Origin of the sequence: Flavobacterium sp. 270 (genome assembly GCF_004368785.1) — a bacterium.
Taxonomy (GTDB): domain Bacteria; phylum Bacteroidota; class Bacteroidia; order Flavobacteriales; family Flavobacteriaceae; genus Flavobacterium.
In genome coordinates, this window is sequence record NZ_SODM01000001.1 from 1,417,710 (window position 1) to 1,433,497 (window position 15,788).

15 protein-coding genes are annotated in these 15,788 nt (G+C 32.1%); 8 read left to right on the plus strand and 7 right to left on the minus strand.

Annotated features, from left to right (window positions below):
- Positions 1-9: 9 nt before the first annotated feature.
- On the plus strand, positions 10-909 hold the full coding sequence (locus EV144_RS06120) for a glycosyltransferase (RefSeq protein ID WP_134147110.1): 900 nt from the start codon (positions 10-12) through the stop codon (positions 907-909).
- A gap of 119 nt (positions 910-1,028) precedes the next feature.
- Here the strand turns inward: EV144_RS06120 and EV144_RS06125 are convergent, their stop codons facing one another.
- From EV144_RS06125 to EV144_RS06155, 7 genes are all read right to left on the minus strand, one after another.
- Positions 1,029-1,775, minus strand: a complete 747-nt coding sequence (locus tag EV144_RS06125) for an acyltransferase (protein WP_243854624.1) — start codon at positions 1,773-1,775, stop codon at positions 1,029-1,031.
- Positions 1,762-3,261: an oligosaccharide flippase family protein gene (locus EV144_RS06130; protein ID WP_166670543.1), complete on the minus strand. Its 1,500-nt coding sequence runs from the start codon at positions 3,259-3,261 to the stop codon at positions 1,762-1,764. The genes EV144_RS06125 and EV144_RS06130 overlap by 14 nt, the downstream gene beginning before the upstream one ends.
- Positions 3,262-3,265: 4 nt before the next feature.
- Positions 3,266-4,411 carry a DegT/DnrJ/EryC1/StrS family aminotransferase gene (locus EV144_RS06135; RefSeq protein WP_134147114.1) on the minus strand — a complete coding sequence of 382 codons (1,146 nt, stop codon included), beginning with the start codon at positions 4,409-4,411 and terminating at the stop codon, positions 3,266-3,268.
- Positions 4,411-5,358, minus strand: coding sequence for a GNAT family N-acetyltransferase (locus EV144_RS06140; RefSeq protein ID WP_243854625.1), 948 nt, complete (start codon positions 5,356-5,358; stop codon positions 4,411-4,413). Before EV144_RS06140 ends, EV144_RS06135 begins: the two co-directional genes overlap by 1 nt.
- Positions 5,359-5,507: 149 nt before the next feature.
- Positions 5,508-6,110 carry a trimeric intracellular cation channel family protein gene (locus EV144_RS06145; RefSeq protein ID WP_134147116.1) on the minus strand — a complete coding sequence of 201 codons (603 nt, stop codon included), beginning with the start codon at positions 6,108-6,110 and terminating at the stop codon, positions 5,508-5,510.
- Positions 6,111-6,292: 182 nt separating this feature from the next.
- Positions 6,293-7,135: a hypothetical protein gene (locus tag EV144_RS06150; RefSeq protein WP_134147118.1), complete on the minus strand. Its 843-nt coding sequence runs from the start codon at positions 7,133-7,135 to the stop codon at positions 6,293-6,295.
- A 111-nt stretch (positions 7,136-7,246) separates the two neighbouring features.
- Positions 7,247-7,996 (minus strand): RDD family protein, encoded by a 750-nt coding sequence (locus EV144_RS06155; RefSeq protein ID WP_134147120.1) that lies wholly within the window; start codon positions 7,994-7,996, stop codon positions 7,247-7,249.
- A 20-nt stretch (positions 7,997-8,016) separates the two neighbouring features.
- On the opposite strand from EV144_RS06155, the gene EV144_RS06160 reads away from it, so the two are divergent.
- The 7 genes from EV144_RS06160 to EV144_RS06190 all read left to right on the plus strand — a co-directional run bounded on the left by EV144_RS06160 (position 8,017) and on the right by EV144_RS06190 (position 15,763).
- Positions 8,017-8,982, plus strand: coding sequence for a stage II sporulation protein M (locus EV144_RS06160; RefSeq protein WP_134147121.1), 966 nt, complete (start codon positions 8,017-8,019; stop codon positions 8,980-8,982).
- Complete coding sequence (locus EV144_RS06165) at positions 8,982-9,935, plus strand: hypothetical protein (protein WP_134147122.1); 954 nt, start codon at positions 8,982-8,984, stop codon at positions 9,933-9,935. The genes EV144_RS06160 and EV144_RS06165 overlap by 1 nt, the downstream gene beginning before the upstream one ends.
- Positions 9,928-10,701 carry a DUF4129 domain-containing protein gene (locus EV144_RS06170; RefSeq protein WP_134147123.1) on the plus strand — a complete coding sequence of 258 codons (774 nt, stop codon included), beginning with the start codon at positions 9,928-9,930 and terminating at the stop codon, positions 10,699-10,701. Before EV144_RS06165 ends, EV144_RS06170 begins: the two co-directional genes overlap by 8 nt.
- The gene (locus EV144_RS06175; RefSeq protein WP_134147125.1) at positions 10,694-11,902 is read left to right on the plus strand and encodes a DUF4350 domain-containing protein; all 1,209 of its coding nucleotides are present in this window, start codon (positions 10,694-10,696) and stop codon (positions 11,900-11,902) included. The genes EV144_RS06170 and EV144_RS06175 overlap by 8 nt, the downstream gene beginning before the upstream one ends.
- A 36-nt stretch (positions 11,903-11,938) precedes the next feature.
- Positions 11,939-12,952 carry an AAA family ATPase gene (locus EV144_RS06180; RefSeq protein ID WP_134147126.1) on the plus strand — a complete coding sequence of 338 codons (1,014 nt, stop codon included), beginning with the start codon at positions 11,939-11,941 and terminating at the stop codon, positions 12,950-12,952.
- Between the two features lie 193 nt (positions 12,953-13,145).
- The gene (locus EV144_RS06185) at positions 13,146-14,477 is read left to right on the plus strand and encodes a DUF58 domain-containing protein (RefSeq protein WP_134147127.1); all 1,332 of its coding nucleotides are present in this window, start codon (positions 13,146-13,148) and stop codon (positions 14,475-14,477) included.
- Between the two features lie 203 nt (positions 14,478-14,680).
- Positions 14,681-15,763 carry a phosphoglyceromutase gene (locus EV144_RS06190; protein WP_134147128.1) on the plus strand — a complete coding sequence of 361 codons (1,083 nt, stop codon included), beginning with the start codon at positions 14,681-14,683 and terminating at the stop codon, positions 15,761-15,763.
- The last annotated feature ends 25 nt before the right edge of the window (positions 15,764-15,788 follow it).

A 15,788-nucleotide genomic window follows, 5' to 3' on the forward strand; every position in this document is an offset into this window, starting at 1 on the left:
AAAAACAATATGCAAGATAATTCATTGGTAACCATTATTTGTTTGTGTTATAATCACGAGAAATATGTTGTCGAAAGTTTACTTTCGGTGATCCATCAGAATTATCCTTTTGTTGAATTGATTATCGTGGATGACTTTAGCAAAGATCAATCTGTGGCAACGATTTTGAAATGGATTAAAGATTATCCGCAAGTTCAATTTATTGCTAATGAAACGAATTTAGGAAGTACAAAATCGTTTAATAAAGCTTTAAAATTAGCCAAAGGTGATTTTATAATTGATTTGGCTACTGATGATGTTTTACTACCAAATTGTGTTTCTTTACAGCTAAAAGCTTTCAAAGAAAGCCCATATAAAAACCTCGGAATTGTTTACGGAAACGCCGAATTAATTACCGAAAACAGCGCATTTGATTCTTATTATTTTCCTGTTGATTCTCAGAAAAAGACAATTGAAAAACGAGAAACGGGCGATATTTATTTAAGTGTTATTTCTGGCGGAAATAGTATTTGTTCGGTTTCTTCGATGGTAAAAAAAGCAGTTTTTGATGATCTGAATGGTTATGACGAAAATCTGGCTTATGAAGATTTAGATCTTTGGATTCGGGCTTCACGAAAATATGAAGTTGATTTTATTGATGAAATTTTGATTCAGAAAAGGATTTCGACTGATTCTTTGGGAACGCATTTTTTCATTAAAAATGATGCAAGATCTAAGAAAATTAATTTCTCTACTTATTTGATTATCAAAAAAGCTATTACTTTAAATAAATCAAAAATAGAACACAAAGCTATTTTAAAAAGAATGCATTTTGAAATGATTTTGGCTTATAAAACAGCTGATTATAAATTGTTATTGAAGTATGTTTTATTGGAAATCAAACAGCGTTTTAAAATATTTTTTGCTTGATTTTTTGTTATTTTTTGTCCCAAGTTTATCATTGCGAGGAACGAAGCAATCTCATTTGCAAGATCAACTTTGTGCTATTATTAGTGAGATTGCTTCGTTGCTCGCAATGACATACTTCACTAAATCGTCAGAAAATCATCTAATTGTTGCTTTTCTCCATGCCAGTCTCTCGTAATATTATTACGGATTAATTTTGCGGGAACACCGCCAATCAAGATATTTTCGCCTAAATTTTTATAATCTTTTGTGCATAAACTATTTGATGCAATCGTACAGAAATTTGGCGTTTGAGTTCCTTTTAAAATGGAAACTCTATTACTTACAAAATTATAGTTTCCGATAAAAATCGGAGCTGATTTCTGAAGTTTTTCACCTGTTTTAGTGTCAATTAAATCATGAAAATTAGTGTCGATAATTTGACATTCGGCACCGAAACGCGCATAATCGCCAAGAATAATTTTTTCGGTACAAATTAGTTTTGCATTTGAGGCCATCGAAGCCATATTTCCTAAAACACAAAGTGCATTTTCGCCCACAAAAACAAAATAATCTTTCCCGAATTGAAACTTTCCTTTAAAAACTAATTTTCCCTGAATTACAATTTCGGCAATTCCTTTGTGAACTGTATTTAATTCGTAAGGCTGTCCAAAACCAATCATTCCTTTCTGAATGTTTCCGTCTATTTGGATTTCACCAATTATAGATGTGAATTTTACTTTTCCGTAAAAGAAAACGGGCAGTTTTTTTGCTGTCGCGAATGGAAACTTTTTGAAATTAAAATACAGTGTTTTGGTCCAGTTTACCGAATAGTAAAATTGGAGTTTGTGATAAAAAGACCGGCATTGTCTGTAACTATTTCGAATCATTTTGATCGCTTTTTTTCTGAATTATGAACATCAGCATTTCTTTTAAATTCATCTTTTTATTGATTTGAGACAAACTAAAACCCAAAGAAACGAAAATCATTACTGTCAGCAAACTGTATTTTACGATTGGATTTTCTATTAACCGAATAAAAAAAGTAAGCAGACAAATGATAAAGCAAAGGAAATACAGTAAATAAAAATCTGCATCAAAATAAAAATCATATCGTTTTTTGGTGATGATTTTTAATCCGATAAAATGAAATAAAAAGTACAGACAAAAACTAAAACCTAAGCCTTCTAAATCGTAAAAATAATATCCTAAAACATTCATTACTAAAGATAAAACATTAAATCCGACGGCAGTTTTTATAAACATTTTAGAATCTCCTTTGGCAATTAAAATAAATCCCATTGACCAGGAAACGGCTCTGAAAAGCATTCCTAAAATCCCGAAACAAACCATTGGGATTATTTCGTTGAATTTCGGCGTATAAATTACTTTGATCAAAACTGGAATCAACGTTAAAAACAGCACAATGATAGGCGTTATAATCAATATTGAAATAAAAGCTTGTTGTTGCACACTTGACCTAATTTTCTCGTTATCAATATTAATAGACGCTAATTTCGGAAAATAATCGGTACTCATTACGGTAAAAATAATTCCGACATAAGAATTGAGCAATGTAAAACCTGCGTTGTAAAATCCGACTTGATCTAAACCTCCGTTTTTGCCAATGTAAATCTGAATTAGATACGTTGATAAAAGCGTTAAAACACTGCTTATAGTCAGCATAAAACCCAATTTTACAATCGATTTACTTTCAAATAAAAAATCTGATTTTGAAATTTCTTCTCGTTCCGTATTTATTTTATTTGAATAATAAAACGAGAAAATTAAAGATGCTAAAGATGCAATTATTATGGTTGGAAGTATGGCATCAATCTTTAAAAACATATAAAACGGAATGGAAAAAAGCAATCCGAATAAATTGCCATACAAATTGGCTTTAGCTAAAAATTGTAATTGTCTTAAACCTTGCAAAACGGCTAATTGTCCGGAAGACAATTGTTTAAACAATACAATAATTGACAGGATAATAAAGGAATAAGTCTGACTTGAATCTCCGAAAGTAATGATGCTTAATAGTTTCGAGAAAAAAATCGTCAAAATCATGCCGAATAATCCGGTAAAAAAAACGATCCTTTTTACAATTTGAATGATTTTAGAAGCGCTTTTTAAATCTTCATTTTTATAGTTTTCCGAGATATTTTTTACTGCGCTGGTTTCGATTCCTAAACCCGAAATACTGCTTATTAATCCTAAAGTAGAATTCAATAAAGCAATTATTCCCATTCCGGCGGGACCGATAAAAACGGCAATTAATTTGGTTCTGATGACAGAAATAAGGATCGAGAAAAACTGAACGCCTCCAAAAAGTGAAGTCGTTTTTAGAATTTGCTGATATGATTTTTTATCAGACACGAAACTAATATTGATTTAAAATCCTGATGATAAAACTCACCTCATCATGCGTTAAAACAGGACTTATCGGCAGGCTTAAAACTTCGTTATGAATCTTTTCGGTAATTGGGAATGACAGCTTATTCCAATCTTTAAACGCTTTTTGTTGGTGTGGCGGAATTGGATAATGTATAATCGTTTGTATTTGATTGTCAGTTAAATATTGCTGTAAAGCTTCTCTATTTTCTGTTCGAATAACAAATAAATGAAACACATGATTTTCTAAAAAATCCCAAAATGGAAGTATTATTTTGTCGTTTTTTATTTCTGATAAATAGCGTTTTGCAATCTTTCTTCGTTTGTTATTATCACTGTCTAAATTCGGTAATTTTAGGTTTAAAAATCCGGCTTGAAGTTCGTCTAATCTTGAATTTACACCAATATATTCGTTATGATATTTTTGTTCTGAACCGTAATTTCGAAGTGAAAAAATTACTTTTGCTAATGCTGTATCGTTTGTTACTACTGCGCCGCCGTCGCCTAAACAGCCCAGATTTTTTCCTGGATAAAAACTGTATGCAATTGCAGATTTTAGATTGTAGATTTTAGATTTTTGATCATCTTTGTCATTTGGAATTTGGGATTTTAAAATATTGGAATTTCCCCCAACTGCTCCATGCGATTGTGCTGCGTCTTCTACAACCAATAAATTGTTTTCTAATGCAATTTTATTGATTTTATCCATTTCTGCCAATTGTCCGTATAAATGAACAGCCAAAATAGCTTTTGTTTTTGGCGTTATTTTTTCTTGAATTAAATCGGGATTTATGTTGTAGGTTTCTAGTTTTGGCTCGACCAAAACGGGAACTAAATCGGCTCGTAAAATGGCTAAAATACTCGCAATATACGTATTTGCAGGAACGATAACTTCATCGCCTTTCTGGAGTTTTCCTAACTCGATATAACCTTTAAAAACCAAAACTAAAGCATCAAATCCGTTTCCAACTCCGATGCAGTAATCGGCTTTGCAATATTTAGCGAAAGCTTTTTCGAATGTTTCCACTTCTTTTCCTAAAATATACCAGCCGTTGTTTAAAACCAATTTCAGTTTTTCTTGAAATGCGGTTTCATACGGTTCGTTTATTTTTTTTAGGTCTAAAAATGGTATCATTATAAACTTATTTTATAAAAATCCTGATTGTAAACGGTACAGCCTAATTCTTGTTTTTGCTTTAAAAGTCCCGTGTGATAGCCTTTTTCATTTTCGTCATTTACGATTCCCATATCAAAAAAGTGTTTTCCTTCGCGTTTGTATTTTTCAATCAAATTAATGAATAAAAAATCAAGTGCTCTTACTTTTTCTCCTTTTTCTGAAGTGGCGCCGTATTGTGATTTTATGACGTTTTCGGTTTCAAAAATGGTAATTCCGGCAATAATTTCATCGCTTTGATAAACAGAAAACTGTTTTATATTTTCGGGAAATTTATGTTGTAATAGAGTGATTTCTTCTTTTGTATGAACTGGTTTTGCTTCGAATTTTTCCAGAAGTCTTGGTGCTAAAATTATTTCCCAAAAGGGAGTAAAATCTTCTTCTTCAACAATATCCAAATCCAGATTTTCGATTCTTCTAAAATGTTTGAGTTTACTTTTTGATATTTCTAAAGGTAATTGAAGATTTACGGCCAGATTCATTTCTTTGTGATGGAGAACTGCATTTCTTTTAAACAGAAAAAAGTCCATTTCGTTATTCCCTTTGGGGAAATAAAAATGCGGAATTGGCTTGTAATAAAAGGTTTCTATTTTATTTTCTTTCAAAAAAAACAAAATCTGATCTAAAATATTCTCAACTTGTTCTGCTTTTAATTTATTTAAAAACACCAAACCTCCGTACGTTAAACCTTGATGAGAATGTACCGAATTTCCGTTTTTATTGGCTGGTAAAACAGCTTTTAATTTTTCATTTTCAAATATTAAAAGCGAAAAATCTTCGAATCGATCTTTATGATATTCCATAAAATCACGCTGAAACAAAAATGTTGCATTTTTGGCATGCGAAATAAAATCATTCCAGATTTCTGCATCGTTTTGATTGTATTTTTTTATGGTATATAATATCAATATGTTTATTTTTTTGCCACAAATTTCACGAATTACACCGATTAATTTGTCGCGTTAAAGTTTTTTCTGTTATTGATTTTTACTTAAAATTCTACTAACTTATTTGAATTAAAGTCTTGTAAATTAGTGAAATTCGTGGCATTCTTTTTCTATTTATGATCAAAGGCTTTTAAATGCCATTTGTATTTTACGGCCATTAATCGTATTGAAATGATTACCAAAGAAGTGGCTAAATATAAAACATCATTGTTTAAGTTTAGTTTTTTCAAAATAAAAAATACAATTCCTCCAAAAATACAAATTGTAGCATAGATTTCTCTTCTAAAAATGGTTGGAATTTCATTACACAAAATATCACGCGTAACACCTCCAAAACAAGCTGTCATGGTTCCTAAAGCGATACAAATTACAGGATGAAGTCCGATTGAAATTCCTTTTTCGAGACCTATTAAAGTGAAAACTCCAAGTCCGATGGTGTCAAACAAAAATAGCGAAGTTCGCAGTTTATCAAACTTCTTTCTGAAAAGAATTGCAAGTCCAAAACCTAGAATAATTACGTAAACATATTGCAGATTAAGCATCCATCCTACTGGCGTTCTGCCTATTAAAATATCGCGAAGTGTTCCGCCGCCAACTGCCGTAACAAATGCAATGATAAAAACACCAAACGGATCTAGTTTTTTATGCATTGCCGTTAAAGCGCCGGACATGGCAAACGCCATCGTTCCGATAATATCTAATAAGTGAAACATTCTTTTTTGAGTTACAAAGGTTCAGAGGTTCAAGGGTACAAAGTTGAACTAAATATGTTGAAAAATCAATTTCAATTTCAAAATTCAATTTCAAAAATCAATGGCAATTTCAAAAATCAATTTCAATGGCAATGTAAAAAATCAAATTTCAATTATAATTTATAACTCATAACTTAATCATTCTACTTTTTAGTATAAATCGGACTTCTCTTCAAAAGATAGGTGATAGAATCCATCCAGCTGTCTTTTAAATTTAGAAAGGGTTTTCTGGTTTGTGAGTAGATTTTATCTGCGTTTTTATACATATCAAAATAAACATTGTAATAGTAATACATTTGTGTATTTGCTGTTGTCGTAGAATAATCGTTTGTTGTTATTTTTTTATTATTGTTGCTCACTTTAGCGTTTCCGGTATCGTATGTTGTCGCTGTAGCGCTTGTAGACATTGTAAAAGAAACTTTTGCTGCGATAATATTATCAACACCAAGAATTTTTTCGAGATCTGCAATTGGTGTTTCATCAATATTATTATGATCAATTCCGGCTTTGTGCAGCAAACTATTTGTGGTTCTTAAATCCTGAACGGTGAGCGGAAAAATATTAGAAGATTTGTCTATTAATTTATTATAAAGATCATTTTGAGCCAATTTTGCCATGTCTTCAGAACTTTGCTGATTGTCTGAGTTTACATAAGGAACTGGCAATACTGCAATGGTATTGGGTTTCATTTCGGCATTGGCAATAACCTGATTTGGCGAAGAATCGGGACTGGTTGTGGCGGCGTCAAAAGTTTGAGAGCGTCCGCTGGCAAAATCAATTCTGGCAATCTGTGATACATCAAGCGAAATTTGTAATGTTTCTCCGGGCAGGGAATACTCAACAGTTTTATCAGACATTTTAGCAATTGTACAATCTATAATCTGATAATCTTTTTTTACTATTCTGTCTAGTTTTTTGGCTTGTGAAAATCCTAAAACAGAGATAAAAAATACGGATATAACGGCTAATACTTTGGTAATTCTCATACTATTTCTAATTAAGTTACACTACTCTTTTTGGCTTTTCGGTTATGCCTTAAACAAATATAAGTATTTAACTATCAATATTATGAGATAAAGAAACAAAAACTGACTTTATTACATATTCTGTGTATAGAAATTGTAATCTTTTAAAATCACGCGAAGAAAATCGCTATTGTTTCCGGATTGATTTTTTATGCCGGTAACGGTTTCAATTTTGGCGACCAATTTATAAATTACTTCCTGATCGTTTTTTGCTTCGGCTTTTAGAAATGTTTCTTTGATAATACGCATATCATTGTCTGATAATTTAATTACCAAAGGATAAGTCGGCACATACGCGTCTCCGATTTCTTCTAAAATCGTATGGCTGATATTAATTTTATTTTTTAAAGTAATAACAGCCGTTCCCGCCGCCATGTCGCCCAATCGTTGTGCTTTTTTACTTGTAATTACAGAAATCAAAGCTATGAGTCCGTATAACGGAATGAGGTTAAAATCAATTATTCTAAAAAACCAACGCGTTAAAAAATCTCCAAAACTAGCTTGATAACCGTCTATTTTAACCACTTTTATATTTACTATTTTTTTTCCGATGGTTTGTCCTTCAAAAATACTTTCCATAGTAATGGAATAGATTGAAATGGGAAAAAGAAGTATGATAATAACGGCTCTACTGGACCAATTGTCTAGATTATCGAATATTTTGCCAAAACTAAAAACATATACCAACAGCAAAATCACAGCCACGATATAGCAGATTTTGATGAACAAATCGATAAAATAAGAACCCATTCTTTCGCCCACAGTTGCGGCTACAAAATTAATTTTAACATTTTGTGTTGTATTTATAGATAATTCTGACATATTTTATATTTTAGCCTATAATGAGAGAGATCGCCTTTATAAAGCAAAATAAAGAAAAATGGCTTGAATTTGAGCAAGCTATTTTTGGTAAAGCTAAAAAAAATCCTGACGAGTTGGCTAATTTGTACATTCAAATGATGAATGACTTGGCTTACGCGCAAACTTATTACCCAAAAAGTAAAACGGTGGTGTACTTAAATCACCTTGCTTCTCAGATTTATCAGAAGATTTACAAAACAAAACGAACGGAAAAAAACAGAGTTTTAGATTTTTTTCTAACAGAAGTACCGCTTCTGGTTTACGAGTACAAAAGATATTTGATCTATGCTTTTGTTTTATTTTTTGCTGCTGTTGCAATTGGCGTAATTTCTGCAAAAAACGATCCCGATTTTGTTCGATTGATTTTGGGTGATGATTATGTAAACATGACGCTGGAAAACATCAAAAAAGGAAATCCAGTGGCAGTTTATGCTTCTGGTGCCAACTGGGGAAGTTTTATCGGCATTACCGAAAATAACCTCAAAGTGGGCGCTACATCTTACTTTTTTGGCATTTTTGGAGGTATTGGAACTTTTTATATCTTGTTGGAAAACTCTGTTATGTTAGGTTCATTTCAGTATTTTTATTTTGAACATAATGTTTTCTGGAAGAGTGTGCGCGGTATCTGGATTCACGGTTCTATGGAAGTTTTTGGAATTGTGATAGAAGCTATGGCTGGATTTATTTTGGGCGCTTCGATACTTTTTCCTAAAACTTTTTCGAGAATGAATTCTTTTAAAATAGGTTTTAAAAACAGTTTTAAAATCTTTTTAAGCACCTTTCCTTTTACTATTGCTGCAGGATTTTTAGAAGGTTTTATCACCCGATATTCGGTTGATATGCCCAATTGGCTCAGCAGTTTTATTATTTTGTTTACGCTGGCGTTAATTTCTTTTTACTATTTGGTTTATCCCTTTATTGTCCATAAAAAAACAACTTCATTATAATGTTCGAACTTCATAAAAAACGAGAATTAAGCGATAATCTGGGAAATTCTTTTACTTTTTTTAAAACTTACGGAAAACATTTTTTCAAGATTTTCTTTGTTGTAAACGGAGGATTTCTACTCTTTTTTGGCGCTTTTATTTATTTGTTCCTCAAAGTAAATTTTGATTCCGTTCGCGATGCTAACGTAAATAACGATCCGTTTAATGCGCTGTTATCTTATTTTAATAATAACGAAGCCGTTTTGATAAGCATGATAGCTGTTTTTGCAGTCGCAATTATCGTTTTATCTTTATTTAATTATGCTTATCCGGTTTTATATTTAAAATTAATTGGCGAAAAAAATAGCAATGATTTTACCATAAATGAGATCATGACAAGCTTTAGACAAAGCATCTGGAAACTGATTAAATTCACAATCGGGTGTGTTTTTATAATAATGCCGCTTTTACTAATCACGCTGATTGTATTAATTTTTCTGTGTTTTATTATCGTTGGTATTCCGCTTATAATGATTTCAATACCTGCATTTTTTAGTTTTCTGAATTTTAGTTTTTACGCATATATCACAGATGACAAACGATTTTTTGAATCCTTAAACCATGCTTATCATTTAGTAAAAGAAGATTTCTGGAACACAATCGGAGCGACTTTTATCATGATGATGATCTTGCAGCTTATACAAGTATCTATTACTTTCTTCTTTTATTTTGTGGGAATTTCTATTTTTATTGCATCACAAATAGGAGCTTCTGGATTTAATAATGTAGAACCTTTTGAACCTTCTCCGCTGATTATTATTTTTATTACGGCTATCGTTCTTTTTATTATGGTATTAAGCAGTGTTTTTAATAACATCCTGATAATCAACCAAGGGATGATTTATTATAGTTTAGAGGCAAAAAATAGAAGTTTAAATACTGAAATTGATTTAATTGGCGACTCTAATGAATAAGTTTTTTATCCTTTTCTTTTTTCTCTGCAGCATTGGTTTTTCTAATGCTCAGGATACTATTGTTAAGGAAGAACCGCCAAAAATTGCCACTGTAAAATATACCGAAAAAGATATTCAAATTGATTCTGAAGCAGTTGAAGCAAAACATTTTAAAACCAATTTTAAGAAAAAATATACCGGCCCAGATTTTACATACGAGTTTAAAACTCCCGAAAAAAACTGGTGGGATCTTTTTAAAGAATGGCTGGCGAGTCTTCTTAGAGATTTATTTAGTCTTGGCACAACCGAAGCTTCTTTAAATTTTGCATCAATTCTAATAAGGGTTGTTGCTGTTATCGTTATAATTCTTGTAATTTATTTTATTGTAAAAGCGCTGATTAACAAAGAAGGTCAATGGATTTTTGGAAAAAATGCCAACAAGAGAACTATTTATTATTCTGATATTGAAAAGAATATTCATCTTTTAGATTTTGATAAATTGATTAAAGAAAGCATTCAGGCTGGAGAAAAAAGAGCGGCAATACGCTATTATTATCTTTGGCTGTTAAAAGTTATGGCGCAAAACCGCTATATCGAATGGGATATCGAAAAAACAAATTCTGATTATTTATACGAACTTCAAAAACCGGAACACAAAGAAGAGTTTACCTATTTATCGTATTTGTACAACTACATTTGGTACGGCGAATTTGAAATCGACGAAACTACTTTTGCTAAAGCAGAAAATAGATTTAAAAATGCTCTAAAAATATTTGGCAATGAATAAGTCTATCAAAATATACATTGCTGTTTTAATCTTTGTTCTCGCATTGATTTTAATTACAGATCGAAACGCTCAAAAGCCAATCGACTGGAGGCCGACTTATTCTGTAAATGATAAAATTCCGTTTGGTTTACATGTTCTGGATCAGGAATCTAAAGGCCTTTTCAAAAATCAGAAAATAGAAAAAATTGCAGCCGTTACGCCGTATGAGTTTTTAGATTCAAAATATGACGAAGATACTTTGGTGCAAGATTACAAGATAAAAGGTACTTTTTTAAACATTTCAGAAGCCAATTCTATAGACGATCAGTCTATGACGGAAATCCTGTATTTTGTATCGCACGGAAATAATGCTTTCCTGAGCATGAGAGAACTTCCGCCAACGTTACTAGATAGTTTAAAAATCAAAGTGAAATCAGATTTTGTGCCCAACGACAGCACCGCACTTTGGATCGCAAATAAAAAACTGAGCACTAAAAAGTACGTTTATGCTTCTGGAGTAGAAGATTATTTTTCTAAAATAGACACGCTAAACACCACAGTTCTTGGATACCAAAACAACGGTAAAAAAGGAAAAAAATTCGTCAACTTTATAAAAGTTCCTTATAAAAATGGAAATTTATACCTGCATACACAGCCTGCGGTTTTTACCAATTATTTTCTGCTAAAAGCAAACCAACATCAATATGCAGAAAATGTATTGTCTTATCTGCCTAAAGGAAATATTTACTGGTACACCAAAAATCCGCAGAATGAGAAGATTTCACAGTCACGTCTGCGTTATATTTTCAGTCAGCCGGCGCTAAGATCAGCGTGGTATATCTTTTTATTTGGAATGCTTATTTTTATGTTTTTTAATGCAAAAAGAAAACAACGAATAGTTCCAATTTTAAAGCCTTTGTCTAATTTAACCGTTGATTTTACAAAAACAATCGGCAATTTGTATTATCAGGAAGGCGATCACAAGAATATAATTGATAAAAAAATCATTTACTTTTTAGAAAAAATCAGAAACGAATTTCTAATTGATACTTCTAAATTGGACGATGAATTTATAAAGAAACTGCATTATAAAACCGGAAAAAGTGAAACCGATATTCAGGAACTTGTATTTTTAATCAATGAACATCGAAACAGTTATCACGGAAGTCTTGAAGAAGATTTAATTCGGATTAACAATGCAATCGAAAAGATTTTACACTAATATTTTATATAGAAATTAAAAGAAAACATACCCATCATGGACGATATTAATACACCAGAAACCGAAATCACAAATGAAAATGTGAATTTTGAAACGAGAATAAACTTAACGCCGCTTTTAGACCACATCAATATCATCAAACAAGAATTGGAAACAGTGATTGTGGGACAGCATAAAATGATCGATCAGCTTTTGGTTGCGATTTTATCAAATGGCCACGTTTTGCTTGAAGGTGTTCCCGGAGTTGCCAAAACGATTACAGCAAAATTATTATCTAAAACACTGAATATTGGTTTTAGCCGAATTCAGTTTACACCCGATTTAATGCCGTCGGATATTTTAGGAACTTCAATTTTCAACCTAAAAAATTCAGAATTTGAATTTAAAAAAGGACCTATTTTCTCGAATCTAATTTTGATTGATGAAATAAACCGTGCTCCCGCCAAAACACAGGCCGCTCTTTTTGAAGTTATGGAAGAACGCCAGATTACAATTGACGGTTCGGCTTATGTATTAGAAACTCCATTTTTGGTAATTGCAACCCAAAACCCGATTGAGCAGGAAGGAACATATCGTTTGCCAGAAGCACAGTTAGACCGTTTTCTATTCAAAATTACAATTGATTATCCAAAATTAAACGAAGAAATCCTGATCATTCAAAGAGAGCATTTGTTGCAGGATCATGGTAAACTTGAAGCCGTTAAAACTGTACTTTCTTCAGAAGAAATAAAAGGTTATCAGGCTTTAATTAAACAAATTAGAGTAGAACAAAACCTATTAGAATACATTGCGAGAATTGTAGTCAATACGAGAGAAAATGCTTTGTTGTATTTAGGAGCTTCTCCCCGCGCCTCGATCGCGATCCTAAATGCTGCCAAAGGTTTTGCTGCAATTAGAGGTCGTGATTTCGTAACTCCGGAAGATATTAAAGAAGCTGCTATTCCTGTTTTACAACACCGCGTTATCGTAGCGCCAGAACGCGAAATGGAAGGAATTACAAGTTCTGAAATCATAAAACAGATTATCGAAACGGTTGAAATACCGAGATAAGTTATGAGTTATGAATTATGTGTTTCCTGCAAGGTTTCCAAAACCTTGTAGGTATCTAAGATTCATCGCAAAAAATAAAAAAACAAGCTGGAAGAATAATACCTACAAGGTTTTGGAAACCTTGCAGGAAACGAAAGATTGAAAAACCTGAAACCTGAAACTTGAAACCTAAAACAACAAAAAAGCAAAACCCTTGAAACTACTTAAAAGTCTATACCTAAATAACTTCTTTTTCTACTTGCTTTTGGGCATTATAGGATTGTTTGTTTGTGCTTTTATTTATCCGAATTTGTACAACGGCGTCTGGTTTATTGTTTTGGTTTTGAGTACATTTCTGGTTTTGGATTTTCTACTTTTATATCTTGCCAAAACCGGAATCGAAGCTTCTAGAATTGCTCCCGAAAAACTTTCAAACGGAGATTTAAATCCGATAAATATTGACATTAAAAACCATTACACATTTCCTATTTTGGTTAAAATTATTGATGAAATTCCGTATCAATTTCAAGTGCGAGATTTCAAAATGATAAAAAATATTAAAGCTTCTGAGCAAAAAGAATTCGGATATGACTTACGTCCGACAGAACGCGGCGAATATTATTTTGGCGCTTTAAATGTTTATGTTTCTTCACCTTTACGATTAATTTCAAGGAGATTTACTTTTGATAAAGACCAAATGGTGCCGACATATCCGTCTTATATTCAATTAAGAAAATATGATTTATTGGCCTTTTCGAATAATTTATATCAATACGGAATCAAGAGAATTCGCCGAATTGGCCACACAATGGAATTTGAACAAATTAAAGAATATGTGCAGGGCGATGATCTTCGAACTTTAAACTGGAAAGCCACGGCAAAGAAAAATGCATTGATGGTCAATCAGTTTCAGGACGAAAAATCGCAGTCGGTTTATATGGCGATTGATAAAGGACGCGTGATGCAAATGCCTTTCGACGGATTGAGTTTGTTAGATTATGCGATTAATTCTACATTGGTTTTATCGAATGTAATTCTTAAAAAACAAGATAAAGCCGGAATTTTTGGTTTTTCTAAAAAGGTAGAAAACAGAGTTTTTGCAGAGAAAAGAGCTTCGCAGATGCAAAAAATATTAGAAACTTTATACAACATCAAAACTGATTTTTTCGAAAGTGATTACAGTCGTTTGTATGTTGATATCAAGAAAAACATCAACCAGAGAAGTTTGATTATTTTGTACACCAATTTTGAAACCATGGACGGTTTAAACCGCCAATTACCTTATTTAAAAGGAATTGCAAAAAGTCATTTATTAGTGGTTGTTTTCTTTAATAATACCGAATTAAACGCCATCATCAACAAAAAAACAGATACCATTCAGGAAGTTTACGATAAAGTTATTGCCGAAAAATTTATGTTCGAAAAACGATTAATTGCCAACGAGCTTAAAAAATATGGAATTCATTCGGTGCTTACACAACCCGAGAATTTGACTTTGGACGCTATTAATAAATATTTGGAAATTAAAGCAAGAGGAATTTTGTAGAATTGTAAAATAACACTTTAACTTCTATTTCATTTAAACTCCAACTTCTCTTCAAAGTAAATTCTTTTAATGACACAGAATAAAAGCTTTCTTTTATGTCCTATTAATTTATAGTTACGATACGTTATCCCGTAAAAATTGATTAATTAAATTAAGTAGTTTTGAAAATTAAAATTAATCAATTTAATTTCAAACTATAAAAAATGAAAAAAGCAATCCTAATTCTGTTCATTTTATTATGCTGGAAATCTCAGGCACAAAAAACCGAAAACATAATTATCATAACTACAGACGGCTTGCGCTGGCAGGAAGTTTTTAAAGGTGTTGATACGGCAATTGCCAATGATAAAAAATTCAATCAAGGTGACAGTACTTATATTTACAAGAAATATTATAGTGCAAAAAGTGAAGAAAGCCGTAAAAAAATAATGCCTTTTTTATGGTCTGAAATTGTGGCAAAAGGCCAGATTTATGGCAATCGCGAGTACGGAAATAAAGTCGATGTTTCTAATCCGTATTGGTTTAGCTATCCGGGTTACAGCGAAATTATGACCGGAAATGTAGATTTACAAGTCAATTCTAATGCTTACAAAGCTAATCCGAATGTCAATGTTTTGGAATTTCTAAACCAACAGCCTAAACTAAAAGGTAAAACTGCAGCGTTTGGCGCGTGGGATGCTTTTGATCGCATTTTAAACGAAGAAAGAAGTGGTTTTCCTGTTATTTCTGCCTTTGACAAAGTAGGTGGAAATAGGCCGACAGCGGTTGAAAAATTATTAAACGAAATGCGTGATAACTCGTTTAAGCCTTTTCATGAAGATGAATGTCTGGACGTTTTTACGCATTACGAAGCTTTAAATGAACTAAAAACCAAAAAGCCAAAAGTACTTTATATCTCTTACGGAGAGACAGACGAATGGGCACATGCAGGACATTACAGATCGTACCTTGATGCTCAAAATCAAGTGGATAACTGGATCAAGGAAATCTGGAATTTTGTACAAAATGATCCTCAATACAAAAACAAAACTACTCTATTTATTACTGTAGATCACGGACGAGGCGACAAAACAAAAACACAATGGACAGATCACGGCGCCGATGTTGTGGGAGCATCGCAAATTTGGTTTGCGGCTATTGGTCCTGAAATTGTGGCTAAAGGCGAAATGAAAAATGAATCTCAATTGTATCAAAAACAATTTGCGCAGACTTTTGCTAAAATTATGGGCTACACTTTTACAGCTTCACATCCGGTGGCAGAAGAAATTCCCGGACTTCAAAAATAATTTTAAAACCAAAAATATAATCAAC

What these genes read in the sequence shown, in the direction of transcription:
- EV144_RS06170 (WP_134147123.1), top strand. Translation starts at nt 9,928, where the DNA reads ATGAATAAGTTTTTTATCCTTTTCTTTTTTCTCTGCAGCATTGGTTTT.
- EV144_RS06190 (WP_134147128.1), top strand. Translation starts at nt 14,681, where the DNA reads ATGAAAAAAGCAATCCTAATTCTGTTCATTTTATTATGCTGGAAATCT.
- EV144_RS06135 (WP_134147114.1), bottom strand. Translation starts at nt 4,411, where the DNA reads ATGATACCATTTTTAGACCTAAAAAAAATAAACGAACCGTATGAAACC.
- EV144_RS06125 (WP_243854624.1), bottom strand. Translation starts at nt 1,775, where the DNA reads ATGATTCGAAATAGTTACAGACAATGCCGGTCTTTTTATCACAAACTC.
- EV144_RS06165 (WP_134147122.1), top strand. Translation starts at nt 8,982, where the DNA reads ATGTTCGAACTTCATAAAAAACGAGAATTAAGCGATAATCTGGGAAAT.
- EV144_RS06175 (WP_134147125.1), top strand. Translation starts at nt 10,694, where the DNA reads ATGAATAAGTCTATCAAAATATACATTGCTGTTTTAATCTTTGTTCTC.
- EV144_RS06120 (WP_134147110.1), top strand. Translation starts at nt 10, where the DNA reads ATGCAAGATAATTCATTGGTAACCATTATTTGTTTGTGTTATAATCAC.
- EV144_RS06160 (WP_134147121.1), top strand. Translation starts at nt 8,017, where the DNA reads ATGAGAGAGATCGCCTTTATAAAGCAAAATAAAGAAAAATGGCTTGAA.
- EV144_RS06155 (WP_134147120.1), bottom strand. Translation starts at nt 7,996, where the DNA reads ATGTCAGAATTATCTATAAATACAACACAAAATGTTAAAATTAATTTT.
- EV144_RS06150 (WP_134147118.1), bottom strand. Translation starts at nt 7,135, where the DNA reads ATGAGAATTACCAAAGTATTAGCCGTTATATCCGTATTTTTTATCTCT.
- EV144_RS06180 (WP_134147126.1), top strand. Translation starts at nt 11,939, where the DNA reads ATGGACGATATTAATACACCAGAAACCGAAATCACAAATGAAAATGTG.
- EV144_RS06145 (WP_134147116.1), bottom strand. Translation starts at nt 6,110, where the DNA reads ATGTTTCACTTATTAGATATTATCGGAACGATGGCGTTTGCCATGTCC.